The sequence below is a fragment of the Arthrobacter sp. Soil_C_60 genome, assembly GCF_057656375.1.
In genome coordinates this window covers 134,225-158,932 of record NZ_JBDGKM010000001.1, presented here as the reverse complement: position 1 = coordinate 158,932, position 24,708 = coordinate 134,225, and the positions used below count along the sequence as shown (strand labels likewise).

General features: G+C 63.8%; 25 protein-coding genes and 1 tRNA gene. 8 read left to right on the top strand and 18 right to left on the bottom strand.

Features of this window, described 5'->3' with window-relative positions:
* Positions 1 to 67 precede the first annotated feature (67 nt).
* Positions 68 to 475, top strand: a complete 408-nt coding sequence (locus tag AC3A4M_RS00780; RefSeq protein WP_498733219.1) for a hypothetical protein — start codon at positions 68 to 70, stop codon at positions 473 to 475.
* A gap of 22 nt (positions 476 to 497) precedes the next feature.
* Here the strand turns inward: AC3A4M_RS00780 and AC3A4M_RS00775 are convergent, their stop codons facing one another.
* The 4 genes from AC3A4M_RS00775 to AC3A4M_RS00760 all read right to left on the bottom strand — a co-directional run bounded on the left by AC3A4M_RS00775 (position 498) and on the right by AC3A4M_RS00760 (position 5,231).
* Positions 498 to 2,090, bottom strand: a complete 1,593-nt coding sequence (locus tag AC3A4M_RS00775) for a hypothetical protein (RefSeq protein WP_498733217.1) — start codon at positions 2,088 to 2,090, stop codon at positions 498 to 500.
* 16 nt (positions 2,091 to 2,106) lie between these two features.
* Entirely contained in the window at positions 2,107 to 4,422 is a 2,316-nt protein-coding gene (locus AC3A4M_RS00770; protein ID WP_498733215.1) for a penicillin-binding protein, read from the bottom strand.
* Between the two features lie 250 nt (positions 4,423 to 4,672).
* A tRNA-Tyr gene (locus tag AC3A4M_RS00765) sits at positions 4,673 to 4,754 on the bottom strand.
* A gap of 102 nt (positions 4,755 to 4,856) precedes the next feature.
* The gene (locus AC3A4M_RS00760) at positions 4,857 to 5,231 is read right to left on the bottom strand and encodes a hypothetical protein (RefSeq protein ID WP_498733213.1); all 375 of its coding nucleotides are present in this window, start codon (positions 5,229 to 5,231) and stop codon (positions 4,857 to 4,859) included.
* 169 nt (positions 5,232 to 5,400) lie between these two features.
* Here AC3A4M_RS00760 and AC3A4M_RS00755 point away from each other — a divergent pair, with 169 nt between their 5' ends.
* Positions 5,401 to 5,892 carry a YajQ family cyclic di-GMP-binding protein gene (locus AC3A4M_RS00755; RefSeq protein WP_498733211.1) on the top strand — a complete coding sequence of 164 codons (492 nt, stop codon included), beginning with the start codon at positions 5,401 to 5,403 and terminating at the stop codon, positions 5,890 to 5,892.
* A gap of 62 nt (positions 5,893 to 5,954) precedes the next feature.
* On the opposite strand, the gene AC3A4M_RS00750 is transcribed toward AC3A4M_RS00755, so the two are convergent.
* The 5 genes from AC3A4M_RS00750 to AC3A4M_RS00730 all read right to left on the bottom strand — a co-directional run bounded on the left by AC3A4M_RS00750 (position 5,955) and on the right by AC3A4M_RS00730 (position 10,374).
* Complete coding sequence (locus AC3A4M_RS00750) at positions 5,955 to 6,629, bottom strand: histidine phosphatase family protein (protein ID WP_498731009.1); 675 nt, start codon at positions 6,627 to 6,629, stop codon at positions 5,955 to 5,957.
* 12 nt (positions 6,630 to 6,641) lie between these two features.
* Entirely contained in the window at positions 6,642 to 7,508 is an 867-nt protein-coding gene (htpX, locus tag AC3A4M_RS00745; protein ID WP_264668713.1) for a zinc metalloprotease HtpX, read from the bottom strand.
* Positions 7,509 to 7,620: 112 nt separating this feature from the next.
* Positions 7,621 to 8,901 carry an MFS transporter gene (locus tag AC3A4M_RS00740; RefSeq protein ID WP_498733208.1) on the bottom strand — a complete coding sequence of 427 codons (1,281 nt, stop codon included), beginning with the start codon at positions 8,899 to 8,901 and terminating at the stop codon, positions 7,621 to 7,623.
* 10 nt (positions 8,902 to 8,911) lie between these two features.
* Positions 8,912 to 9,604: an esterase/lipase family protein gene (locus tag AC3A4M_RS00735; protein ID WP_498733206.1), complete on the bottom strand. Its 693-nt coding sequence runs from the start codon at positions 9,602 to 9,604 to the stop codon at positions 8,912 to 8,914.
* Between the two features lie 26 nt (positions 9,605 to 9,630).
* Positions 9,631 to 10,374 carry an alpha/beta fold hydrolase gene (locus tag AC3A4M_RS00730; protein ID WP_498733204.1) on the bottom strand — a complete coding sequence of 248 codons (744 nt, stop codon included), beginning with the start codon at positions 10,372 to 10,374 and terminating at the stop codon, positions 9,631 to 9,633.
* A 171-nt stretch (positions 10,375 to 10,545) separates the two neighbouring features.
* Between AC3A4M_RS00730 and AC3A4M_RS00725 the strand changes: the two genes are divergently transcribed.
* Together AC3A4M_RS00725 and AC3A4M_RS00720 are read left to right on the top strand one after the other, a co-directional pair.
* Positions 10,546 to 11,016: a Fur family transcriptional regulator gene (locus tag AC3A4M_RS00725; RefSeq protein ID WP_498635843.1), complete on the top strand. Its 471-nt coding sequence runs from the start codon at positions 10,546 to 10,548 to the stop codon at positions 11,014 to 11,016.
* Entirely contained in the window at positions 11,009 to 12,508 is a 1,500-nt protein-coding gene (locus AC3A4M_RS00720; protein WP_498731002.1) for a catalase, read from the top strand. Before AC3A4M_RS00725 ends, AC3A4M_RS00720 begins: the two co-directional genes overlap by 8 nt.
* A gap of 51 nt (positions 12,509 to 12,559) precedes the next feature.
* Here the strand turns inward: AC3A4M_RS00720 and AC3A4M_RS00715 are convergent, their stop codons facing one another.
* Together AC3A4M_RS00715 and AC3A4M_RS00710 are read right to left on the bottom strand one after the other, a co-directional pair.
* Complete coding sequence (locus AC3A4M_RS00715; RefSeq protein ID WP_498734071.1) at positions 12,560 to 12,892, bottom strand: ankyrin repeat domain-containing protein; 333 nt, start codon at positions 12,890 to 12,892, stop codon at positions 12,560 to 12,562.
* A gap of 53 nt (positions 12,893 to 12,945) precedes the next feature.
* Positions 12,946 to 13,539, bottom strand: a complete 594-nt coding sequence (locus AC3A4M_RS00710; RefSeq protein WP_498733201.1) for a TetR/AcrR family transcriptional regulator — start codon at positions 13,537 to 13,539, stop codon at positions 12,946 to 12,948.
* 211 nt (positions 13,540 to 13,750) lie between these two features.
* Here AC3A4M_RS00710 and AC3A4M_RS00705 point away from each other — a divergent pair, with 211 nt between their 5' ends.
* Positions 13,751 to 13,981: a hypothetical protein gene (locus AC3A4M_RS00705; RefSeq protein ID WP_498733199.1), complete on the top strand. Its 231-nt coding sequence runs from the start codon at positions 13,751 to 13,753 to the stop codon at positions 13,979 to 13,981.
* Positions 13,982 to 14,040: 59 nt separating this feature from the next.
* On the opposite strand, the gene AC3A4M_RS00700 is transcribed toward AC3A4M_RS00705, so the two are convergent.
* The 7 genes from AC3A4M_RS00700 to AC3A4M_RS00670 form a co-directional block, all read right to left on the bottom strand.
* The gene (locus AC3A4M_RS00700) at positions 14,041 to 15,468 is read right to left on the bottom strand and encodes an FAD-dependent oxidoreductase (protein ID WP_498733197.1); all 1,428 of its coding nucleotides are present in this window, start codon (positions 15,466 to 15,468) and stop codon (positions 14,041 to 14,043) included.
* A gap of 454 nt (positions 15,469 to 15,922) precedes the next feature.
* Positions 15,923 to 16,861 (bottom strand): hypothetical protein, encoded by a 939-nt coding sequence (locus tag AC3A4M_RS00695; RefSeq protein WP_498733195.1) that lies wholly within the window; start codon positions 16,859 to 16,861, stop codon positions 15,923 to 15,925.
* Between the two features lie 452 nt (positions 16,862 to 17,313).
* The gene (locus AC3A4M_RS00690; RefSeq protein ID WP_498733193.1) at positions 17,314 to 17,799 is read right to left on the bottom strand and encodes a hypothetical protein; all 486 of its coding nucleotides are present in this window, start codon (positions 17,797 to 17,799) and stop codon (positions 17,314 to 17,316) included.
* Positions 17,800 to 17,969: 170 nt separating this feature from the next.
* Positions 17,970 to 20,462, bottom strand: coding sequence for a hypothetical protein (locus tag AC3A4M_RS00685; RefSeq protein WP_498733191.1), 2,493 nt, complete (start codon positions 20,460 to 20,462; stop codon positions 17,970 to 17,972).
* A gap of 65 nt (positions 20,463 to 20,527) precedes the next feature.
* Positions 20,528 to 20,908: a DUF6507 family protein gene (locus AC3A4M_RS00680; RefSeq protein ID WP_498730990.1), complete on the bottom strand. Its 381-nt coding sequence runs from the start codon at positions 20,906 to 20,908 to the stop codon at positions 20,528 to 20,530.
* 75 nt (positions 20,909 to 20,983) lie between these two features.
* Positions 20,984 to 21,289 (bottom strand): pore-forming ESAT-6 family protein, encoded by a 306-nt coding sequence (locus tag AC3A4M_RS00675; protein WP_498733189.1) that lies wholly within the window; start codon positions 21,287 to 21,289, stop codon positions 20,984 to 20,986.
* An 82-nt stretch (positions 21,290 to 21,371) separates the two neighbouring features.
* Positions 21,372 to 21,707, bottom strand: coding sequence for a hypothetical protein (locus tag AC3A4M_RS00670; RefSeq protein ID WP_074703288.1), 336 nt, complete (start codon positions 21,705 to 21,707; stop codon positions 21,372 to 21,374).
* 293 nt (positions 21,708 to 22,000) lie between these two features.
* On the opposite strand from AC3A4M_RS00670, the gene AC3A4M_RS00665 reads away from it, so the two are divergent.
* From AC3A4M_RS00665 to AC3A4M_RS00655, 3 genes are all read left to right on the top strand, one after another.
* Positions 22,001 to 22,309: a hypothetical protein gene (locus AC3A4M_RS00665; RefSeq protein ID WP_498733187.1), complete on the top strand. Its 309-nt coding sequence runs from the start codon at positions 22,001 to 22,003 to the stop codon at positions 22,307 to 22,309.
* A 3-nt stretch (positions 22,310 to 22,312) separates the two neighbouring features.
* Positions 22,313 to 23,641 carry a type VII secretion integral membrane protein EccD gene (eccD, locus tag AC3A4M_RS00660; RefSeq protein ID WP_498733185.1) on the top strand — a complete coding sequence of 443 codons (1,329 nt, stop codon included), beginning with the start codon at positions 22,313 to 22,315 and terminating at the stop codon, positions 23,639 to 23,641.
* Between the two features lie 73 nt (positions 23,642 to 23,714).
* On the top strand, positions 23,715 to 24,707 hold the full coding sequence (locus tag AC3A4M_RS00655) for a MinD/ParA family ATP-binding protein (protein ID WP_498733183.1): 993 nt from the start codon (positions 23,715 to 23,717) through the stop codon (positions 24,705 to 24,707).
* Position 24,708 lies beyond the last annotated feature (1 nt).

The window sequence follows — 24,708 nt, the reverse complement described above, 5'->3', positions numbered from 1 at the left end:
TATCCGCCGCCTCGGGTGCCGCCTAATCTCGGTTTTGACGGATCAACCACAATCGAAGGAGCAACCGATGGAACGCCAGACTGCACTGATCCTGACCGAGGGTTCGACTATCGATGACGCGGTCGCCCTCAGCACGGCCCTGATTGATGAACTAGTGGAGGAGCTGCCCTTCGGCCACGATCCGTCCAGAACCGAGCTCTACGCCGTTGGCCGGGCCGCCTCGCTGAGGTCCAAGCTGGATTTGCCCAGGGGCAGCGCCGGCGACGATCCGTACGCGACTATCAACGGCAAACTGCACCACATTTGGTGCCGCGGCAGCTGGTATACACCGGGAAGCTGTCCGCCCGCTCCCGCAGACAATAACGGTGCCTCCGCTTGGAAATGGCTGCATTTCAACTTGATGCACGCTGTGGAGGCGGACGCCACCTGCTTCCTCTGGGACATCTACCCCCTCGCCAGGGCGGAGGCTGCTTGAAGCAGCCTCCGCCGGCCGCTACCTAGCGGCGGTTTTCAGGGCGCGGGTCGGCCGGCGGTGCGGGCTCTGACGGTACGGGTGGCGGAGCCCAGTCCAGGATGGCCGGAACACCGATGGCAGAGTCGCAGTCAACCTGCCTCACCTCCGGTTGCTCCTGCTCCTCCTCCCTGGGCTCTTCCTCGTCCTTGTCCTTGTCGTCCGAGTCTTCCGGCTCCGGCTTGGGCTTGGGTTTGGGCTGCTCCGCCGCCCTCCGGTTGTCAGCCTCGCACTGGGCCAGCGCGTTCAGATAGGACCGTTCGGCATACTCCTGGTCCCGGAAGAACTGCGCTCGTACCCCCAAGGCGCTTTCATAGGCCGCGTAGGAAACCCAGTAGGCATCCCAATCGGCGCCGATGTCCGCCCAGGCCTTGTTGACCTCGCGGACTTCCTTGGCATAGCCCTTGTAATCGTCCGCGGCCTGGCTGTACTTGTCGTACGCCGTCCAGTAGTCGAGCACGCTTTGCTGCCACTGCTGGGTACCTGCCGCCAGCTTCTGGCTGGCCTCCCGGCGCCGTTCGGTATTCGTCTGCTCAGCTTCCTTGGCGTCGAAAACCATGGGACTCATCCCGGTAAACGCCCAGCCGCAGCCGGGTCCTTGCTTGTCCTCTGCCAAGATCCTGATGCTGGCTTCAGTCACGGCTGCCTTTGCCGGGCTCTTCGGCGGTTCCGGAACGTCCATCCGTTTGGGCATCGGCGGCCATACCGCGTAGTAGGGATCCGCAGCCGGCTGGACGTATTCAACCTTGATCTTGGGTCCCGGCAGCGGAACGGCTTCGATCCCTGAGCCGGCGGGCACCGTGGGCAACGGCACGTCCCTGACCGCCACTGTGTCTTTGACTGTGTACGGCTTGTATCCGGCGGCGGACCACGGCGAGCGCGAGGCATCCGCAGCTACCGATTTCTGGTCTACGCAGACGTCTTTGAGCCCGGCGGCAAGATGATCATCCAGCTGCCTCGCGATCCGGCTCAGCGGAGCATCCGGCGCGCCGACCAGAAAGGCCAGCACATCTCCCCGGCGGAAGGAGACTACCTGGGCGGCGCTGCTGCCTTTATAGGTAAAGACACGATGCGCTTCCACGCCTGGATCTTTCCCGCCGACTTTGCTCTCGTTGATTGCCACGGCGCTGCCGGCACAGGACTGCGCCTCCTTCACCTGCTGCCGCATGACCTCGGCGCCAAGTCCCGCGGTATAGGCGGCAGTAACAACCTGGACACGATCGCCGTCGACGCTGAACAGCCGCGACAGGGCTACCGACGGGGCGGTGTCGTTGACGGCGCAGGAGTACGGCACCGGCTGCGACGCCGAGCGCTGCAGCGTACCGGAAGGCCGCCATCCCTTCGGCGGCTCCGCCAGTGCTGCTGACAGTACCTTTTCCGCCGGCATGTCCCGGATCTCGGCGAAGACCGGTTTGGCGGCAGTGCTTTCTGACGCCTTTTCCTCAACGGAAACTTGTTCGGAGGCGACAAAAGGCGTTCCGGACAGATACAGGGCGCAGAGTCCGCTCCCTGCGACAGCCGTCAGGGCCAGGGCACCGGCTGCCAGTGCCATGCCTGGGCGCTTTTCGAAAACAGACACGATGGCTCCTCAACTGCTATTGGGCCGGAACACTGATCGAGGTATCGCTGCCGGCACTCAAAGTGATCGCCACTTCCTGCCGGTACTTCAAGGAGCTGCCGGGGCTCGGAGTCTGCGCGGTGACCGTATCCGGTGTATACAGGGGATTCTCCTTGGCCGGCTCTTCATTAATCACCGGTGTCAGGTTGTTCCGCAGCAGCACCGTGATGGCTTCGTCTACTTTCAGGCCGCGGACGTCGGGAATGGCTTTGGCCGTGACTGTCCCTACCCCGACGGGTGCGGATTCGGGCAGCGGAACCGCCGGCAGTCCCTTGTGCGCACCCTCCATCGTGGCCTTCCAAACGGGCCCCGCCACCTCGGAACCGGTGAGGTCGTAGAACGTGGTCCCGTAGGCGTCGACTTCGTCCAGTGGATACTGGCCGCCGCCGCGCGGGTCGCCGAGCCACACCGCCGTCGAGAACTGCGGCGTCATCCCCACAATCCAGTTGGCGGAGAAATCGTTGGTGGTACCCGTCTTGGCCCCGGCCTCGCGCCCCTTGAGTTTGCCCATGCCAGAGAGAGTGCCGCCGGACTTGAACGGCTCTTTCAGAGCGTCCGCGACCGTATCGGCAACGCCCGGATCAATGCCCTGATGGCAGTCGGCATCGGGAACCGGGATCTTCTCGCCGGTGTCGCTGCGGACCCCGGCGGTCACCGTTACCGGTTTGCACACCACGCCGCCGCTGACAAACGAGGCGTAGGCGTTGGCCATTTCCAGTGGCGAAATCTCATACGCTCCCAGTGCCAGAGAGGCTTCCCGGCCGCTGAGCTTGTCCGTGGGCAGAGACGTCACTCCCAGCATTTCGGCAAACTTGGCCACGTCCACCACCCCGGTCTGTTCGATCAGCCGAACGAAATACACGTTGATGGACTTGCGGATGGCCTCGTAGGCATCCACGCTGCCGTGGTTGATGTATCCGTAGTTGTGGAATCCCTCCACCGGATCATCGAGCGACGGCGAGTAGTACGGTCCGTTCGCCGAGTAACGCTGCGAGGCAGGAACCCCCTGGCTCAGGGCCGTGCCCAGCACAATCGGCTTCATCGAGGAACCGACTTGGAACTCGCTGGTGGCGTAAACCACCTCGGTTGCTCCCTTGCCCTTGCCCCACTTGCGGTTCTGGGTGATGGCAGCAACATGGCCGGTTCCCGGTTCAACGACGGCGACGCCGAGGGCGGCTCGGTTCTTATCGCCCAATGCTTTGGTCACCGCTTTCCGGGACGATTCCATGGCCTGCCGGTCCAACCCCGTTGTCAGGGTCATTCCGCCTCGGGATAGGCGGTCAGCCCTTTGCTCGGGTGTGGCTCCGAAGGCCGGGTTGGTCAGAATTTCCTCGCGGACCAGATGGCAGTAGAACGGATACTCCGAGTCGCCGCAGCTGGAGGGAACAGATCCCGGCTCAAGTCCCAATGGCGCTTCCTGAGCGGCATCCGCTTCTTCGGCGGTGATCGTCCCGCGGTGCTCCAGCACGGAGATCACGGTATTCCGCCGCATCGTCGCCGCTTCCGGATGGACCACCGGATCGTAGACTGCGGGCCCCTTGAGCAGGCCGACCAGCAACGCCGATTGCGTCAGGTTGAGTTTCGACGCCGAGGTGTTGAAGTAGATCCGGGCGGCCGCCTCGATGCCGTAGGCGCGGTTGCCGAAATACACCGCGTTGACGTACATCTTCAGGATCTCGTCCTTGCTCAGCTGCTGTTCGAGCCGGACCGCGTACTTCGACTCGCGGATCTTCGCGTTGTAGGTGTCTCCCACGGCGACCGATTCTTCGGTCTCGTCGCGCGCGTTGTTGACCAGGATGTTCTGGACCAGCTGCTGGGTGAGGGTCGAAGCTCCTTGCTGGCTGGCATTGACGGCGTTGTTCACGAACGCCCGCGTAATGCCGTACGGATCCACTCCGTTGTGCTCGTAGAAGCGTGCGTCTTCCGTATCGATCAGTGTTTCGAGGAACGTCGGTGACACATCCTCGACGTCGATGTCTATCCGGTTCTCGCTGTAGAAGCGGGCGAATTCCTTGCCGTCCTTGTCCAGCAGCACAGTGTGCTGGGGCAATGAGCGCTCCAGCGGCAGATCCTCGGGTAGTTCCTCCCAGAGGCTCACCAGAGTGTTGGCTCCCGCCGAGACCGCAACGGCTCCCGGCGCGACCAGCGTTCCTGCGCTTAGCGCAACAACCGCCACGGCACCGGCCCATACGGCCAGCCGTGCCGGCCAGGCACGTTCCTTCTCCGGATAACCCGACCGAGCAGACCCCATGAGTTCATGGAGACTTGTCAATGCCGCGTTTTTTCGTCCCATCTAGTACTCCTGACGACTGCGAACGCAGATCTGGCAAGACCACGTCACTGTGGCCACCGGCGAGCGGTATGTACAGAGTACGTCCTCGCACCCGGTGCACAAGGGAATGTTGCCGCAGTGTTGTAAGAGAGCCGAAATGTGACGTAATTGACATCTGGGACATATGAGACGGAGAGAAGTAGGCAGGTGGATCGTTAAGTAAAAATCCCGGAACCTCACAGTTGTGAAGTTCCGGGGATCTTACGTCCGGTGGCAGATGAGGGATTCGAACCCCCGTAGGCATTGCCAGCTGATTTACAGTCAGCCCCCTTTGGCCGCTCGGGTAATCTGCCGAACGTCTTCCTTGAAGACCGCCTCCGTAAGTGGAAGCAAGACAACCTTACAGAAGATCGGGCCGAGAATCGAATCGAACTCCTGACCCCCTGTTTTCCGAGCTAAAACCCGCGGTCAATGCGGGAGGCCAGCTGGGAAATGAAGCCGTCCGCCTGCCGCTGCGTCACCATCCCCCAGGCGACGGCCTGGTCCATCTCGGCACGCAGTCCCGCCAACCGCTCCTCACGTTCGGACTCCTGCTGGCCGCTGGCCAACCGGGCGTCCGCAAGCTGCTTCTCCAGCAGATCGGATTCCCGCCGGATGAATGTGCCAGTTCCGGCCACCGCGAGGTGGGAATGCACAGCATTCACTGTTGATGAACTTGCCGCCGCCGGTCCGGAACCGATGACCGTCAGGGTAGCCACCGTTGCGGCCGTGAGGAATGAGCCGGCGGCTACCCTCATTGAACGGACAAGGTACCGCTGGCGGCTGGACATCGGCTGTCTCCTTAGATGCTTCGCTTGGTGAATCAATTATTCGAGTCTTTCGCCGGAAGATGCATAGGGACTGAGCGGAGCCTGAGTGAGGGCTGTGAAGATACAGGCCGGGTCTGAGGACAGACAGTAGGCTAGTGGCAGAGTACGTTTCCCACCCCAAGGAGGAACCATGGCCAGTGAGTCATCATTCGATGTCGTCAGCAAGGTAGACACCCAGGAAGTTGCCAACGCCCTCAATCAGGCGCAGAAGGAGATCGCGCAGCGGTACGACTTCAAGGGCGTCGGCGCAGAGGTGGACTTCAGCGGCGAGAAGATCCTGATGAAGGCGAACTCCGAAGAACGGGTCAAGGCCGTCCTGGATGTCTTCCAGTCCAAGCTGGTCAAACGCGGGATCTCGCTGAAGTCCCTCGACGCCGGGGAGCCGTACGCTTCCGGCAAGGAGTACCGGATCGAGGGCTCGATCAAGGAGGGCATTGCCCAGGATCAGGCCAAGAAGATCTCCAAGCTGATCCGCGATGAAGGCCCCAAGGGAGTGAAGGCCCAGATCCAGGGCGATGAGCTGCGCGTGAGTTCCAAGTCGCGGGACGACCTGCAGTCAGTCATGGGGATGCTGAAGTCAGCTGACCTGGACGTAGATCTCCAGTTCATCAACTACCGCTAGAAACTCTTGGCGCGGCAGCGCTGTCCCGCTGCCGCGCCAAGTCGGCCCACCGGCCTGAATGCTTACTGGTCTTCCCGGGCGGGAACCGGATCACCCGTCGGCCCGTCGGTCAACGCATCCGCCAGCTCGGCTCCGCCCACGGCCTGGCCCATCCAAGTCAATGCCCTCCAGCCGTTGGCCAGACTGCCTTCAAGCACGACCACGCCGGTGTTACTGAGAATCTGACGCGCAACAAACGGAACACTCAGATTTCCCGCCCTCGCTCCGGCCCAGCTGCGGATCATGGCTCCGTGGCTGAAAATGGCGGCAGTTGCCAGCCCTGCGGCCTCGGCCTCGGCGACCACCTCATCGAAACGGCCGAACGTCTCGTGGCCGTCCGGCCCGCCCGGCATCCGCTGGTCCAGCTCTCCGCCCGACCAGGCGAAAACAGTGGTCATGTAGGTCCGCACCGATTCGGTGTCGCCGAGCATCTCGAGCTGTCCGGCGGAGATTTCCTTCACGCCGTCGCGAATTTCAACGTCCAGTTGCATCCCTGTGGCAAGCGGCGAGGCGGTCAACTGGGTACGGATCGCGGTGGAGGCGAACAGCGCGTCGATCGGCTCGCCGTCGAGGGCCTTTGGCAGTGCCCGGGCCTGCTTGTGGCCCAGCCTGGTCAGTTCCGGTCCGGGAATCGCAGTGTCCAGCAGGCCCTTGATATTCGATGGCGTTTGGCCATGGCGGATCAGCAGCAGGCGCATCGGGTCCGCTCCTTAGCCAAGGGTCCGACCCGCCATCCGTTCCAGCCGGGCCACACGATCGTCCATCGGCGGATGGGTGCTGAACATCTTCTTGAGTCCGCCGCCGCGGAACGGGTTGGCGATCATGAGGTGGCTGGTGTTGACCAGTTTCTGGTCCTGGGGCAAGGGCGCCTGCTGGGTGCCGTACTGCAGTTTACGCAGCGCGGATGCCAGTGCCAGCGGATCGTCGGTCAACTGCGCACCGTCTTCATCTGCGTCGTATTCGCGGGTCCGGCTGATGGACATTTGGATCAGCATGGCGGCGACCGGCGCCAGCAGCGACATGGCAAGCAGGGCAATGGGGTTGGCGTTGCGGTCCCGGCCGCCGAAGAACAGCATGAACTGGGCAACCGACGTGATGACTCCGGCGACGGCGGCGGCCACCGACGACGTGAGGATGTCGCGGTTGTAGACGTGCATCAACTCGTGGCCGAGCACCCCGCGCAACTCGCGCTCGGTGAGCAGGCGGAGAATGCCCTCGGTGCAGCACACCGCGGAGTTCTGCGGGTTGCGGCCGGTGGCGAAGGCGTTGGGCGCCTGCGTGGGCGAGACGTACAGCCGCGGCATCGGCTGGTTTGCGCGGGTGGATAGCTCGCGGACAATCCGGTACATCTGAGGCTGCTGCTGCTCGGTGACCGGGTACGCCTGCATGGCGCGGATGGCGAGCTTGTCGCTGTTCCAGTAGCTGTACGCCGTGGTGCCGACACCGATCAGGGCCATAATCCAGATCCAGCTGCTGCTGCCCGTGCCGCTGGCCAGCAGGGCACCGATGCCCAGCAGGATCGCAAACAGCACGCCGAGCAAGCCGGCTGTCTTCAAACCGTTGAAATGATTATGCACCGCGTCAGGTCTCCTTCTACGCCGGCCGTCGGCCGTCGGTGACCAGCGTGGCATGCCCGGCCATCTTCTGACCAGGCACTCCATATAACGTACAGCGGCGGCGCCGTGTTCCTTACGGCTCCGGGTTCCTATCGTCATACCGGGCAAAGCGCGGCTGCCATTTATGCAGCTGCCAGACCGCCAACATGCATGCCAGTCCCCCGGCGACGGCCGCGAACCCTTCGCCCAGCCACTCGCCGTTTCCGCCGGCCACCGCGTCCCCGAGCCGCGGCCCGCCGGCAACGACGACGATGAAGATGCCCTGGAGCCGACCCCGCATGGCGTCCGGCGTCGCCGACTGCAGGATGGTGTTGCGGAACACGCCGCTGACGGTATCCGCCGCCCCTGCCACCATCAGGCAGGCCACCGCCGGAACCAGCCAGGTGCTGACGCTTCCATCCGCCGCCGCTTCGGCCTTGCCGGCAAGAACGACGACGACGCCAAAGGCCGTGACCGCGGTTCCCCACACTGCCACGCACCACAGCACCGCCAGCCCTTGCCGGCGGATCTGGCCCAGCGGCCCGGAGAAGAGAGCCGCAAGAAACGCGCCCGCAGCAACCGCAGCCAGCAGGATTCCCGCCGTCGCTTCCCCGCCGCCGATGACCACTGCTCCGATGGCCGGCATCAGGGCGCGGGGCTGCGCCAGGACCATGGCGGCCATGTCCACCAGGAAGGTCATCCGGATGTTGGGCCGGGTGCGCAGGAACTGCAGCCCCTCGAGGACCGACCGGAGGCCGGCCTTGCGGACCTCGCCCTCCGGCGGGATCGGCGGCAGCCGGAACACGGCCCAGATGGCGGCGGTAAAGGTCACTACGTCGATGGTGTAGGTCCAGCCGAACCCGACGTTGGCCACCAGTACACCGGCGAGCAACGGGCCGATGGTCATGCCCAGTCCGAACGTCATCATGGTCAGGGCATTGGCAGCAGGCAGGATCTCCCGCCGGACCAGCCGGGGCACAATGGCGCTGCGGGCCGGCTGGTTGAGGCCGGCCGCGGCGGAGTGGATGGCAATCAGGAGGTAGAGCAGCCAGACCTGCCCCAGCCCCGACCAGGCATGCAGCGCGAACAGCCCGGCGCAGGCCCAGAGCACCAGACCGGAGTAGAGGGCGACCTTCCGGCGGTCGTGCGCGTCCACCACCGAGCCGCCGTACAGTCCCGCCAGCACCAGCGGGACCAGCCCGACAATGCCGATGGCACCTACCGCGAGGGTCGACTGCGTCAGCTGGTAGACCTCGAAGCTGACCGCCACGAGCGTGAGCTGGGCTCCGATCGAGGACAGCGAGGTCCCGATCCACATCCGCCGAAAATCCAGGCTCTCCTTGAGCGGAGTGGTGTCGGCGAAGAGTTTGGGCATGGACGAGATTCTAGTTGCCGGAAGCACCTTTCCCTGACAGCACGCTGCGGATCACCTCGAGGACCTTAGCGTCGCCGATGACGCGGAAGTGCCCCATCAGGTCCAGCTCGATATTCTCCGCGCCGGGCAGTTCGCTGCCGCCGGGGATGTGGGGATCAAAGGTGCTGTAGACCGAGGTGATTCGGTGGTTCACGGACAGTTCTGCGGCAAGGGAGCGCAGCGCGCCGTTGCGGGGCGAGAAGGCCCTGATGCTGGGAACCAGGAAGAACCGGGCGTAGACGGAACCGGAAAACGGAGTGTTGATGGCAACCATACGGGCTATGCGTCCGGCGGCACCCGGCATGGTCATGGCGTACTTGCCGATGAGCCCGCCTTTGCTGTGGGCCACGATGGTCACGTTCTTCAGGTCTGCTGCCGCCAGGTAGGCGCTGACCAGTTCCGCCATCCTGGCCACGGTGCCCCGGTTGTATCCGAGCGGCTCCACCACGTGGACCGGGTGGCCTGCCTGGCTCAGGTCTTCGGCGATGGGCTTGAGGAACTGCCATTTTTCGTAGATGCCGGGGATAAGCAGCACCGGTTGGTCCTCCCGACCTGCTGCCTGCAGATAAGGCGCAGGATCATCACGGAACAGGAAGCCGTGCACCTGCCAATAGGCCACATAGGCATAGTCCTGCAGCCATGCCCAGCCACGGCGCAGCGTCATTCCGACGCTTCGGGCCCGACCGTCGATCATGCCCGTGCGGCCAGTTCCAGGCAGTAGGCCGCGACTGTTCTGGGCCGGCGGAACATCGCCACGTGGGCCTCGCCCGGTACTTCCGCAATCCGCGCGCTAGGGCAGGCCCGTCCAAGTTCGGCAACCCACTCGCCCGGCGCGATCGGGTCGCGTTCACCGCGCAGCACCAGCGTGGGCACGTCAATCTTTGCCACAGTTTCCTCCAGCCGGTGTCCGACCATTTCGGGGACGGTGGTGAAGTACCAACGTTTGCTGGACCGCGCATAATCGCTCAGCACCACGTAGTTGACCTGTGGTGGTTCCCTCAGCGTGTCCTGGAACAGCCGCCACCCTTGCTGAAGGGCGCTTCGCTCCTTCCGGTTCGTCGTCGGCCCCAGCAGCACCAGGGCGCGCGTCAACTCGGGGTGGGCAACCGTCATCTCCGCGGTGATCTGGCACCCCATTGAATGCCCCACCAGCACCCCCGGGCCAATGCCGGCAGAATCCAGCGCACCCCGCACCAGCCGGGCGAAACCCGGCATCGACAGCGCCTGCCGTGGAGCCCTGGTACCGCCGAATCCTGGCAGTTCAACAGAGTGCACGGCACCGAAGGCAGCCAGTTCCTGGGCCAGCGGGGCAAAATACCGCGGCGAGACCCCGATACCGGGAACCAGGACGAAGGTTTCCGGCCCGCTGCCCCGCGTCAGAATCTTGAGTTCGCGTCCTTCTACCTGCACCGTGGATTCCTGGGCTGGAGCCATAAAGTGCGCACCTCCTCATGTGAATGTCATCGTAGGCTATGGGGCGGCGCCTGCGGACGATGATGGACCATTGGTGCGTCAGTAGAAGCGCCCAGCTCTCCCGTGACCCCCGACACGCCCGGAGCGAAATCTTTTCTGGACTCATTCCAGAAAACATGAAAGTATCGGTGCATGGTCGATATGAGGGAGCCGGAGGACTTGCTGCGTGAAGCCATGCTTCGCGTGACCCGTCCACGGACTGCAGTGCTGGAGGCCGTCCGTGCCCACCCGCACGCCGATGCCGACACCATCACTGGTGTGGTGAAGGCCGAACTCGGCACTGTCTCGAAGCAAGCCGTCTATGACGTGCTCGCGGCGCTGACCGATGCCAGGCTGGTGCGCCGGATCGAGCCATCAGGTTCACCGGCCCGCTTCGAGGCCCGGGTTGGCGACAACCACCACCATCTGGTGTGCCGGTCATGCGGAGGGATCGAAGACGTGGACTGCGCTGTTGGCGCCGCACCGTGTCTCTCGGCCTCCGATGACCACGGCTTCACGATTGACGAAGCCGAGGTCACGTACTGGGGCATCTGTCCGGCCTGCACTGCCAAAAAGACCTTCACAATGGAAGATCCGACAAGGAGCAATAGAACACATGGCTGAAAACACCAAGCCGCTGACAACCGTTGCGGGCGCGCCCGTCGCGGACAACCAGGACAGCCTGACCGCCGGCCCGCGCGGCCCCATGCTGCTGCAGGACGTCTGGTTCCTGGAGAAGATGGCGCACTTCGACCGCGAGGTCATCCCCGAGCGCCGCATGCATGCCAAAGGCTCCGGTGCTTATGGCACGTTCACGGTGACTAATGACATCACCAAGTACACCAGCGCCAAGATCTTCTCCGAGGTCGGCAAGAAGACCGAACTGTTCGCCCGTTTCTCCACTGTTGCCGGAGAGCGCGGCGCAGCCGACGCCGAGCGCGACATCCGTGGTTTCTCCGTCAAGTTCTACACTGAAGAGGGCAACTGGGACCTGGTCGGCAACAACACCCCGGTGTTCTTCTTCCGCGATCCGCTGAAGTTCCCCGACCTCAACCACGCTGTGAAGCGCGACCCGCGCACCAACCTGCGCAACGCCGAGAACAACTGGGACTTCTGGACCAACCTGCCTGAGGCCCTGCACCAGGTCACCATCGTTATGTCCGACCGCGGCATCCCGGCCTCCTACCGCCACATGCACGGCTTCGGCTCGCACACCTTCAGCTTCATCAACGACGCCGGTGAGCGGTTCTGGGTTAAGTTCCACCACCGTACGCAGCAGGGCATCAAGAACCTCACCGATGAGGAAGCTGCCAAGCTCGTAGGTGACGATCGCGAATCGCACCAGCGCGATCTGCTCGATTCGATTGACCGCGGCGACTTCCCGAAGTGGAAGCTCATGGTCCAGATCATGCCCGAGGCCGACGCGGAGACGTACAAGTACCACCCGTTCGACCTCACGAAGGTCTGGTCCAAGAAGGACTATCCCCTGATTGAGGTTGGCGAGTGGGAACTGAACCGCAACCCGGAGAACTACTTCGCCGATGTTGAGCAGGCCGCTTTCTCGCCGGCGAATGTTGTTCCGGGCATCAGCTTCTCCCCGGACCGGATGCTGCAGGGCCGCCTGTTCTCCTACGGCGACGCGCAGCGCTACCGCCTGGGTGTCAACCACCACCAGATCCCGGTGAACTACCCGCGCGGCGCCGGCTTGGTCAACTCCTACCACCGTGACGGTGCCATGCGTGTTGATGGCAACCAGGGTGCCACCCCGGGCATCGAGCCGAACTCCTACGGCCGCTGGCAGCAGCAGTCGGCGTACCGCGAGCCGGCACTGGCCGTGGGAGCACAGGCCGACCGGTTCAACTACCGCGAGGACGACGACAACTACTTCGAGCAGCCCGGCATCCTGTTCCGCGAGAAGATGTCTGCCGAGCAGAAGCAGGTGCTCTTCGAGAACACCGCGCGCGGCATCGACGGGGCTTCCGAAGCGACCATCGAGCGGCACATCGCCAACTGCACGAAGGCCGATCCGGCCTACGGCGAAGGCGTCCGCAAGGCCATTGAGGCACTGCGCGCCGGCAAGCTTTCCGAGACGGACGTAAACTCCGACTCGGTCTAAGGGCCAAAGAAGATGCCCGGGATCAGCCATGCGGCTGGTCCCGGGCATTTCTCATTTCTCGAGCAAGTGCTCCCGGCCGAACATCTTGGCTGCGTCGCGCGCGGTCGGCGTACCGGCATCGAGGTCGGCGCCCGCGGCCAGAAGTTTGACCACGACCGCATCTTCGCCCTTGAACAGCGCGCCGGCAATCGGCGACTGGTCGCGGACATTACGGATGTCAGGATTGGCTCCGCGCTCCAGCAGCATCGCCACAGTCTCTTCGTGCCCGTGGTAGGCCGCGAGCATCAGCAGGGTGTTGCGGTCCGAATCGAGCACGTCCACCTGCAGACCATGGTCGAGAAACTCCGAGAGTTCACCGGTGTTGCCTTCACGTGCCAGGTCCATGGCGAGTGCTACGACCCGGGCGGATTGTTCATCATTGAGTGGAATATTGTTCGTCACCGTTCCAGCGTAGGGGAAGACTGAGCGCACGAGAGGTAACGATCGAGCAATCGGCGGAAGGCCGCCGTCGTTTGCTGCGTCTGGCCTGTCAGTACGTGCTCATACAGCAGGCCGTGCACACCTGCGGCGAAAAGGCGGCCTTCAACCTCTGCAGCCTCCGGCCCCACCCCGTTCGCCTGTAGCCAAGCGGTGGCCACGTCCCGCCAGGCGCCATAGAGGTCGGCGGAGTGGCTGCCGAATGCCCCTTCCGGGTCCTGCATCGCCGCTTCGAAACCCAGCCGCTGGAGCTGCCGCCCGCGGGCCGTCATGGACCGGCTCCACAATTGGAGCATCTGTTCCCGGAACCCCTCGGGTGCCAGCTGGAGCATTTGGCCCCTCGGTGGCGCTGCCAGCCCGGACTGGACCTGGGCCACAATTTCGGCGACCAGCTGTTCCCTGGTACCGAAGTGGTAGACGAGCATGTAGCTGCTGATCCCCAGCCCTTCCGCCAAGGACCGGAAGGACAGACCAGCAAGGTTCTTGTCCTGCAAATAATCCAGAATGCCCGCCAGCAGCTGCGGCTTGCGCTGGAGATTCTGCGGTCTGGCCATGCCCCTGCGCGCTCCTCGTCCTCCGTGGCATCCTGGCTGGATGCTCTGCTGGACCCCAGCATAGTGCGGCGCAATATGAAGTTTGATTTTCACAACTTTTTCTAGGTGTGCCGTCCTAAGGTAGAGAGCAATGGCTCGCATACTGGTATAGGGACGGCACGGGGGTCGGACCAGCCGGAAACGGTTAAGCCATCAACTGAGGATGGGTATCGTGGCTACAACACAGACTTGGCTGCAACGGAGCACCGCTAAGCTGACCGGCCGACGCAGACCGGCCGAAGAAACGCGTTCGGGGCTGGCCGCTCAGGACAAAGGTCCGGAGCCGCTGATCAACAGCCTGCGGACGGTCTATCCGGAAGCGAGGATCAGTACTCCGAGCCGGAACAAGATCCGGCTCGAGCTGCCCAGCGGCGACGTCCTGCGCTTCTACGTCAATCCGTAGCTGACGGAACTAACTAGCGTTCGGGCGCACACGCTGCGTCCGCCCGACGTTCCCGGGTGTCAGCCGCGGGAGACGCGCACCATCTCGTCTCGCGGCACAACCTTGACGCGCTCGCGCTGGACGGCGGGAGCACCGCCGTCGTCGTTCGCCGCCGCGAAATCGGCACCGAGCTTGCGCTCATACTCATCCAGCTTCAGCCAGCCCTGCCAGGTGGTGTATTCGACGCCGCGCTCTTCGAGCAGCTTGATGATGGCGTCCTCGCCGGGGTTCTTCGCCGCAGGCAGATCCAGCCGGTCCTCCAAAAGGAAACCGATGGTTTCCAGCGCGTCACCCTTGGTGTGGCCGATGAGACCGACGGGGCCGCGCTTGATCCAGCCCGTAGTGTAGATGCCCGGCACCGGATTGCCTTCGGTGTCGATCACGCGGCCACCCTCGTTCGGGATGACGCCGCGGCGTTCGTCGAAACCGACCTCGGGCAGCTCTGAGCCAAAGTAGCCGATGGCGCGGTAGACGGCCTGGACCGGGTACTCGACAATCTCGCCGGTGCCCCGGACATTGCCGGTACCATCCAGCTCGTTGCGCTCGAATTTCATCGCGGCAACCTTGCCGGCGCCGTCGCCCGTACCCTCGACGATTTCCACCGGGGTGTGCAGGAAATGCAGGTGCAGCCGGCGGGAAGCCCCGGTGTCCTGCTCCTCCACAAGCCAGTTGGTGAGCGTATTGACCATCGTCTTGGTCTGGTTGTTGGAGCGGATCTGCTCGTCCGAGCCTTCGTCGAAGTCGAAGTCCTCCGGGTAAAGCACAATGTCGACGTCCCGGGAATGAGAGAGTTCGCGCAGCTCCAGCGGCGTGAACTTCACCTGCGCCGGACCGCGGCGGCCGAAAACGTGGACATCGGTCACCGGTGAATTCTTCAGGCCCCGGTAGACGTTGTCCGGTATCTCGGTAGTCAGCAGATCGTCGGCATGCTTGGAGAGAACACGGGCAACATCGAGGGCCACATTCCCGTTGCCGATGACCGCAATTTCCTTGGCCTCCAGCGGCCACTCGCGGGGAACGTCCGGGTGGCCGTCGTACCAGGAGACGAAGTCCGCGGCTCCGAAGGAGCCTTCAAGCTCGACGCCGGGAATGTTCAGGTCCGCGTCCTTAATGGCACCGGTGGAGAAAATGATCGCGTCGTAGAAGTCGCGGAAGTCCTTCAGCGTCAGGTCCCGCCCATAGTTGACGTTGCCCAGGAAACGGATGTCACCGCGGTCCAGCACCTTGTGCAGTGCGTTCACGATGCCCTTGATCCGGGGGTGATCCGGTGCAACACCGTAGCGGATCAGACCGTAGGGCGCGGGGTACTGGTCGAAGAGGTCGATGCTGACTTCGAAGTCGCGTTCGGCCTTGGTCAGAATGTCGGCAGCGTAGACACCTGCAGGGCCGGCTCCGATGATGGCGACCCGCAACGGGCGCTGCTCCCGGTCCGCAACTGAGTTAGACACTGATCGTCCTTCTTTCGGGGAATCCTGCTGCGCAATAAGCGCACAGTTTCCTATTCTAAATGCCGCAGTCGCTCACGTCCTAAAACGGTGGTGTCGGACACAGGGCGCTGACGCTACTTGCAGTCATGACCTTGTAAGCCCGCTGCCTTGCGGGCATCTTTCAGCCGGTCCCGGATCCGTAGTGCCCACAGCGCGTGCGACTCCTCGGCCGCCGACTGAATGCCTTTTGTACTGGACATCGGCCGTCGGCGTTACCTCCAGCCGTGTTCCTTGCTTGGGGCAGGGAGCATGCGGACATCATCGAACCGCTCTTAAACTCAGGACTCTCCCGGGACCGAACCAGCGGTTCAGCGCCGCCTTAGCTCACAAGCTCGGCGCAATGTCGCCCTAGCAGTTAACTCTTCCGGCACCCCAGAGGGTGATTCAACGGCACATACCGTCTGGCTGGATCCGGTCAACGCGCGAATTGCGCCGGGCGGAGCTGGGTTTCCTTCAGGTCGCCAACTTCGCTGCGGGCCGCCACAGCCCAGTAAACGCCGGCATCGGACTTATTCAGCTCCATGGCCTCCGCGAAGGAAGCGTCATGACCGATGTAATGCAACTTAAAAATGTCCTGCCCCTGCTGATCTCGCCCGTGAGCAGTGACCCGGCAGGGCAGACCGCGGAAGGTGCACGTCCAAATTCCCTCAAATAGGTCAGTAACCTCACCGATGTCTACCTTCTTTCGCCACAGCCCTCGAGCAGTCTGCGTCCATGGCTCCCAGAACTCGTCCTCATCCAGATCTCCTTTCTCCGGCTCCTCGTCATCGGGCCGCTCGGAGGCGCATAACACCACGGCTCCGCCACCGTCCACGACATCGGCTACATAGGGATTGAAATTCCAAACAGCAAGGGTGCCCAGCACATCCTCCGGCAACAACTTCTCCTGCGCCGCCGGGCCGTCCCATGCCACCGGCACCCAGCCGGAAGCTGCATCAGGGTAGACCCCTAGGAGGGATTCGGTGCCGTGGCCGCTGATCCTCCACAATTCCGCACCGGCGGGCACTCGTACCGGGTCCAAGTAGTACACGGGGACAGGCATGCCTCCCTCCCAGCCGGCGAATCCCGTCCCGGTATACGGAGGACGATCGCGCACTTCCGGTTCTGCAGCATCATGGAGAGACTCCCCTGACGGGGCGGGAAACCGGAGGACATCTACACACTCCGGGGCGGCAGGGAACGGCGATCCGGGAAACCCAAGCCCATGGACCGAGTGCAGTTGCGCCGGCGTCAACCCGGCGAGCTGCGCAGCAGGGAGCACAAACCCTGCCAGCAGATCCGCTGACCTGCCCAAATACTGTTCCAGGTCATAGCCGTGCACGGCTTTCTGCAAGATCGCTACCATAATGAGCATTCCCTTCCTTAAGCCGGCAATATCCCGGTCCTACCATCCGTATTTCCTGTTGAGCGCGAACACATCGCGGACCGTGGTCTCCCGCAAATCATGCAGTTCGGACAGCGGTACCGTCACACGGATGTCACCCGGCCCAACAAAGGAACTCTCTCTCCCCGACAGTGTGAGCGTCGAAATCGGCAACCATGGCTTAACGCTCTTGGCCTTCGAAAATCGCATACTGTCCGGCTGACCGGGCGCCATTGATCCGCGGGGTCATTGACGAATCTTCAGGCCGGGGGTTGCCTGTTCAGGCCCGTCAAAAGTAGCCGTGCGGTTTCCAGACGTCCGCAGGAACAATACGTCTGGGCATCGATCATTCGGATCCTCCTGGCAGTCCTCCACGGTCTCTGTCGAGGCAATAGCCTACTGGAGCGACAGGAACCCCACGTCACAAGGTTGCCGGTTCCTCATCACCAACCCCATTTCTTGTATTCGACGAAATTGTCGCGGATTCCTGTCTCCTGCAAGTCTGTTAGTTCAGATACGGGCACTGTTACCTCAATATCGCCTGGTCCATTGAACGAGTACTTCAACCCGGCTTGCTCCACGAGCGGCTTCAACTCGCGAAGTGCACGGTGCCAATCCGCGTCGGCATAGGCAACGGCCAGCCCATCATCAGTAAACGCAACAATCGTCAGTCGGTAGCCCTTCCAATTCGCCACCGCACCGATAGATTCCCATTTTTCTAATATCTTGTAGTCGACAACGCGTGTAAATCTAAATTGTCCTGCACCCACCGCTCGGTTCTTGGACCATCCCGGTCCGGGTGCCACCTTAGCGACCGTGGCCAGCATGATCGTGCGTGCTTCAGGATCTGCCACCGTGGCATCGAATTCACGACCTTCAAAGACCGCATACTCGCCGGCAGGACGTACACCCTTTACCCGCCGCGTCATAGGTGCTGCTCCGATCGCATTCGGCAAGACACCGCCGACGCTTGCACAGCTGCCAAGGCACTAGCACGGTCCTGCGATACATTCGGGCGAACGTTTGTCACTTCCGGCCTTTCTGCTTCGATCACACAGACGCGGTCATTGTGCATCCGAAACACAATCTAAACCGGCGCTCACTTTAAGCCTTCAATGCTGCTCAAGACGCGCCGCCACGTCTGGCTAAACCCGTCATAGACGCCTGCCAGTACTTCCTGCCCTGATGCATTATTCTCCCAAAGTTCAGCGCCATCCCTAAACTGGACAGCTTTGCCATTCCTCATTTCTGCCACTTCTTCAGGAACAAGGTCTGTGTCCAGGTCAGTGCTACCGGTGAAGCCATGGCCCATATTAGGTGCAGGGTCCCGTTTGGCGGACGGAACGTTGTAGTCCTCAATCTCCGGGACCCCCGATGGGCTCCCTCCTTGCTGCACAATATGGTCGTCGAGCCGTCCATCGGCAACACGGATCTGGTCCAGGCCGGTGTCACTCGTCCTAAACCGGATCGAGAAGACAGGCTTGGAGTTGTCGGGTAGATAAGGCGTTGATTCATAGTCCAGCCGCAGCCCGTCGTGGATTTGTTGGGGTGTGCGTAGTCCACTGGTGTGTTCGGCGCGGGAAATATAGCCGACAGTTCCCGTCCGGTATGCGTTGGAGGGGTCGAACAGCGCCTCGGCCTGGCCTTGGGTGACGACCTTTTGGAAGAGCGTATTCAAATCGGGGCTCGGGATGGATCGGCGTATGTTTCGGAGTGCCTCAGCGTCGGCAAGGGATAGATCCTCCGCGTCCGCGGCCACGGTCCGGCGCAGCCATTCTTCGTCCTTGCCGTGCTGCTCGAGCGCACCCCTGACATCTTCCCAGGCATCTGCTTGCCGCAGACTGCCCAAGTCCGTTGTGACGGTATGTTCCATTCCGTCGCGGAATACGACACGTTCGGGAGTCCCATCGGCCGCCCGGACCAAACGGCCCGGTCGATCATCGGCGCCGCCATTTCCATCCGGCTCGCGTTCCGGCGGTACGTCATCGGGAGAAGCCTCAGGCTCTCCAGCGCGCACTGCAGCGTCCTCAGTGTCGGCTGCCGAGGGCGCGGCTGTACCGGGCGGGGCCTCGTCCGGTCCCTTCACATCTGTTGGGGTCGAATCTGTACTTCGCCCGCTGCCATCGCCAGTGCTGGCGGGGTTCGACGTCGATCCGCCAGTCTGTTCCTTATCGGGAGTCTTCGTACCGTCGGCGCGAGCCGGATCTGGTGCGCCGGTGCCTCGAACCGGGGTGGTATCCGTGACGCTTCCGCGGCCGGGTCCGACGGGGCCTTCGGCGTCGAAGCGGTTGATCAGGTTGTCAATGCGGGTGCTGACCGGGCCCGGGCCATTGCCGGTGGACACCCCAGCGTAGGCCGGACGCGGACCGGAAAGTGAAGCCCCGACGTCGTTAATGAAGTTGTCCACGCGGACGGCGGCAGGTGCCACCCGGCCCAGGGTGACGCGGGCCGTGTCTGTAGCGAAGTTGACCGTATTGATCTTCAGCGCACTGCCCAGGTCGATGACCCGGCCGGTGTAGCCGGCGATCTTCGTCAGCCCGGTGGCGTTCACGACGCTGGCCACGCGGCTGCCGGTACTGCCGACCCGGGTCGCGGCCGAGGCCACGGAACCGGTCTTGGCCACGGCGCCGCCGCCGGCAGTGAGCAGGATGGAGGCCAGATCGAAAGCAGACGCGCCGGCCGCATAGGCAGGGTCGCGCTTCCAGTCATCCCAATGGACGGCGGCCTTGCCCACGGCAACCAGGCGCTCCGCCGATTGGTCCACGATATGTCTGTTCCCGGTCGCACGAAGGGCGACCTGGGCAACCGGCGTTGCAACGATCGCCACGTCCAGCGCCAGCGTGCCGATGCCCTTCCACGTCGCGGAGAAGGTCTCCATGTCCGTGAAGTTCACCATGTTCCACAGGCCGGTCACCGTGCCGGTGATGCCGCTCCAGACGCCCTTGCCGAAGGACACCACCCCGTCGAGGGCATCGCGGTACCACGGCTTGTCCCACTCGGTGGGCTCGCCCCAGGGAATGTTCCCCTCCGCCGCCGCGGCGTCGAGCTGGTCCGCGGTATACCCGTAGGCGACCTGGTTGGCTCCCGGCCCATCCTGCGTTGTCACCACATACGAAGGCCCATCGAAGAGACCGGAGATCGCCGTCGCGCATGTGCGTTCCGCTTCCATATGCTCGGCCAGCAACGCGTCGGCGGACTTGAGGATGTTGTTGTCGTCGTTGACCAGGTCTTGGTCCTCACGCCAGTCATCGCCGCCGTCGTCGATCCGCGACTGCACGGCGAGCCAGTCGGCGTAGAGGGCGTTGTAGCGCCGCTTGGCTTCCCTGGCCCACTCGGCGAAGGTGTCGACGGCGTCTGCGACGGCGTTCGCGTCCTCCAGGACAACTTCCGCCTCGGAGGCCACCTTGTTGAAGGCAGTGTGGACCTGCCAGTCCCCCGGGCCCTTGTACGCGGTGGACATGCCGGCCCACAGTGCGTGCGATTCCTCGGCCGCCGACTGGATGCCTTCTGCCTTGGTCCGCAGCTTGCCGGCGTGCTGTTCCAGCACATCGCCGTCCGGCAACGGAGGAAACTCAGAGGGATTCCAGGCCATGGTTCAATACCTCATGTGTGCGAGTAAGTGAATGAGTGAATGTGCGGCGACGGTGCAAAAGTCGTTCAGACCGCTTGGGGAACCGGACCGTTCCGGTGCGGCGCAGGTGCGGGCTCGGGGATGTAGGCGTCGTTGGCGGTGTCCTGGGCCGCCCGGACGTTCTGCTCCATCGCCTGGTCACCGGTGATGATGGCGTTGACCGCAGTGGACGTGGAATTGAGGGCCTGGACGCTGCGGCCCTGGACCTGCGTCATGGCTGCCTGCAGCTTCTCTTCGGACAATCCGACCAGCGCTTCACCGATGATCTGCGACTTCGAGGCTTCCATGATGGAACTTACTTCCGCGCCGAACTCCACAAACAGGTCCGCATACTTCTCGGTCTGCGTCTGCACCCTGCCGATGATGGATTGGATCGTCGCCGATTCAATGTCCCAGTCCGCTGCCATCTTTCCTCCATGCCTGGCGTGCCTGATCCGTACGAAAGACAACGCCGGGGTTTCGGCGCTGCCTTATCTGGCTGGTTAGCCGATGTTCTGGACGGCGGTACGGGCGCGGGCACCCGTGTTGGCCGCGGTCTGGTCATTCTGCTCAAGGGTGTTCCGGACCAGGCGGATGATTTCCTTGACCTCGCCGGCCGCGTTCTTCCAGCGGGATTCCACACCCTGGTATTCCTCGGAGACGCCGTCGGCCTGGTAATCCGACATGGCGGCGGCAACGGCCTTGTCGCGCTCGGCGATCAGGCTCTCGAGCCGGCCGACGATGGACTGGATTTCGCCCTGTACCTGGGCGGAAATGTCGGTGTCGTAAGTAAGACGGTCCTGGGACATAGCAGTTCCTTTCGGAGATCCGGCGGTAGCGCCGGGAGAAATGACGTCTGTAAGGGATGCCCGCTGCTGCGGACCGGAGTGGCTAGCGCGAGGAGCTGAAGTTGGCGGCGTCGAAATTCGCGGCGCCCTGCTGCTGCGAGGCGTTGTCGGCGGACTCCTGGTCGCCGGTGTGGAACGCCAGGTCCATTTCGCTCTGGCCGGTCAGGATTGCGGCGAGCGCGCCATTGAGGTTGTTGGCGATTTCGTCGGCGCGGGCCTTGAATTCGTCGAACTTCACGCGGGCCTGGCCGTTGAACTTGCCTTCGAGCGGCGCTACCGCGTCAACCAGGTTCCGGACCAGCTGGCCCATGTCCTCGTTTGAGCCTCCGGTCTGTGAGGTCAGCTGCGACAGGGTCTGTGAGCCCATATCAAATTTCATCATTACCACCTTCATGGCGCTTGGCTGCGCTCTCGTCTGTCCTGGTTGATCGTTTCGCAAGAATTACCAGCAGAAGCTCTGGAGACTGTAGGGGGTCTGCGGTAACTGAATAGTCCAATAGAATCCCAAACGTCACACCAGTCGCAACCGTTCAGCATGGGTAGAACTCCCCACTTGGTCTGTAATCCGGCGGTTTGGCGGTTCCGGGGTGACATGATGGATACGCGTTGCCCGGCCGCAGAGCCGACGAGCACCGCCAGCCACGAAACCGACGCCAGAAGAGGAGTGCCTGCATGGCCAACGACTACGACAGTCAGCTCATCGAGTCTGTGGTGGTCCGGCGCAACCGGCTGACCTCTGCCCTGCTGTACGGCGGGAATCCGAACCAGCGCCGCTGGATGGACAGCCTGAGGTTGTTCCTGTTCAGCATTGCACTGGCCGCACTGATTGCCGCTATCTGCGTGGGCTACTCCTTTGTCAGCAACCTGCTCGCCGAACAGCGGCAGAAGCAGCAGGAACGCTCGGCCTCGGCCTGGGTGCAGCTGCGTGAAGACCCCCAGCACGGGGTGCTGCCCCTTGAGAACCTACGTCCGGGAGCCTGACCGATGCCGCTCGCTTTTACCCGCGTCACGCTGATCGGCGAAAGCCGGCACCTGGATCTGCTGCTGCCGGCGGACCAGCCGGTGGGTACCCTGATGCCGCAGATCCTCGACCTGATGGCGGATTCCCCTCGCGACGAGGTCGCGGCCAAAGTGCTGGTCCAGGCCTCCGGCGAGCCGTTGCCCGACCAGGCGACACTGTCCGACGCCGGAGTCAGCGACGGCGGCAAGCTCACCTTGTTCAACGCCTCCGATGCTCCGCCGCCCGCCGTCGTCTACGACGTGACGGACACGGTTGTCGAGGAAACCGAGTCGGTGGGCGGTCGCTGGGACGAGCGCTTCCGCCACCTGATGGCCGGCGCCTTCGCCGCCCTGGGCAGCTGGGGCGCCGCCGAAATACTGCTGGGCTCGTTCGCGGGCGGCAGCAGCTGGTGGATTCTGCTGGCGGTTGCGGTTGTCCTGCTGGCCGGCTCCACTCTGTTCGGGCTGCCGCAGCGCAGGAACGTGGGGCTGACGCTGGCAGGCACCGGCTGGCTCTTCGGGCTCGGCTCGGTCCTGCATCTGGACCTCGGGATCGAGCTGAAGCTGCTGGTGCTTGCGCTGCTCTCCACCGCGGCCTTTGCCGCCGTCGGGGCAGTGCTGGGCCGGTCCAAGGCCATGTTCGGTGCGGCGGGAACGCTGGCCGCGCTGACCGTTATCTGGGCTGCGTGCGGCTTTTTCTCCGGTGATCCGGTCCGGGCAGCCGCCATCACCGGCACCACCAGCATTGTGCTGCTGGGCCTCACGCCGAAGATCGCCCTCTCCGTTTCCGGTCTGGCCACGCTGGATGACCAGCGTTCCCAAGGCGGTTCCATCCGGCGCGCCGATGCTCTGGACGCCATCCGCGCCGCGCACCGGACCCTGGCACTGGGCACCGTTCTGACGGCGCTGTCCATCGCCGCGGCACTGTGGATCCTGGGCACGGACTCGACCCGGCAGGCGTGGACGCTGCCGCTGCTGGCCGCACTGGTCCTCGCCGCAAGCCTGCGGGCGCGGTCATTTCCGCTGGCCGCCGAGCGGGTCTCGCTCTACATCGCCGCCTCAGCGGGAGTCGCCGCGCTTGCCCTGTCCGCCCTGCTGCTGCTGGACGGCTCCGAATGGCTGGTGGGCTTGCTCCTGCTGGTGACGGCACTGGCCGTCGGCTCCGTCCTCACGCTGGGCCTGCCGGCGCACACGGCAGCCCGCCTGCGCCTGGCCGGGAACAAGATCGAAACCATCGCCATTCTGGCCACTGTGCCGCTGATCCTCGGGCTGTTCGGACTCTTTGCCCAGTTGCTGACGAGCTTCGGTTCATGAGTCCGGCACCCACCGCCACAGCAGACCGGTCCGCAACTCCAGCCCGACCTCGCTCCTTGGGAAGGAAGCCCCAGTGACGTACGATCCGTGGACTCCCCAGCCGGCGCCGCAGACCCGGCGCGAAGCTCAGGCCGCCCAGGCCGCAGGAGAAGGCAGCTTCGGCGGCTTCGAAACCTCCACCGACACTTTCCGCCGCCGCCTGCGCACCCGCCAGGGACTGCCCGCCGGCGCCCGTGTTCTGCGCCAGCTCACCAGCCTCTTCCGCTCCGATGACTACCCGCAACGGCTCAGCGCGGCCGCCGCCGGAGCCCAGGAACCGGTCACCACCGGGCGCCGCATCGCCGTCATCAGTTCGCGCGGCGGGGCCGGCAAGACAACGACGACGGCGCTGCTCGCCTCCGTGTTTGCCGCCATGCGCCAGGACTCGGTGGCCGCCGTGGACAACGATCCTGGCCTCGGCTCCCTGACGCTGCGTCTTGGCCTCGAGCAGGCGCCGTCCGTCGATGAGCTGGCTTCCGCCGTCGTTAGCGGAACCCCTGCGAGCCACGCCGAGCTGGCCGGGCAGATGGGGGCAGCGGGAACCAATCTTTACGCCACCGGCGTCCGCTTGTGGCAGCCGCGCGCGGAGTACCCGGCGCTGGGAAACGCCCTGACGGCGGTCAGCCGCTACTTCCCGATCACGCTGCTCGACTGTCCCACCGGCATCAGCCATCCGGACAGCGTGTGGGCGATCAAGTCCTCGCACGCCGTGGTGCAAGTGGTTCCGGCCACCGTGTCCGGGGTCAATGACGCGCTCAGCTACGCCCGGGCCTGGCGGCAGGACCCGGCTACCCGCGCGCTGCCTTTGCTGACCGTGGTGACCAGCACCGATGCCGACGCGCCGCTGGATCCCGTCAAGGAGGCGGTCCGGCTCAGCCGCGAAGGCCTGGACGTGCTGGCCCTGCCCTACGACCGGCATCTGGCCGCCGGCGTCGAAATCGACCTAGGTCTGCTGGCACCGCAGACCCGGCTGGATGCCACTTCGCTGGCGTCCACGATCCTGCACGCAGCCAACGGGAACCGGTGAT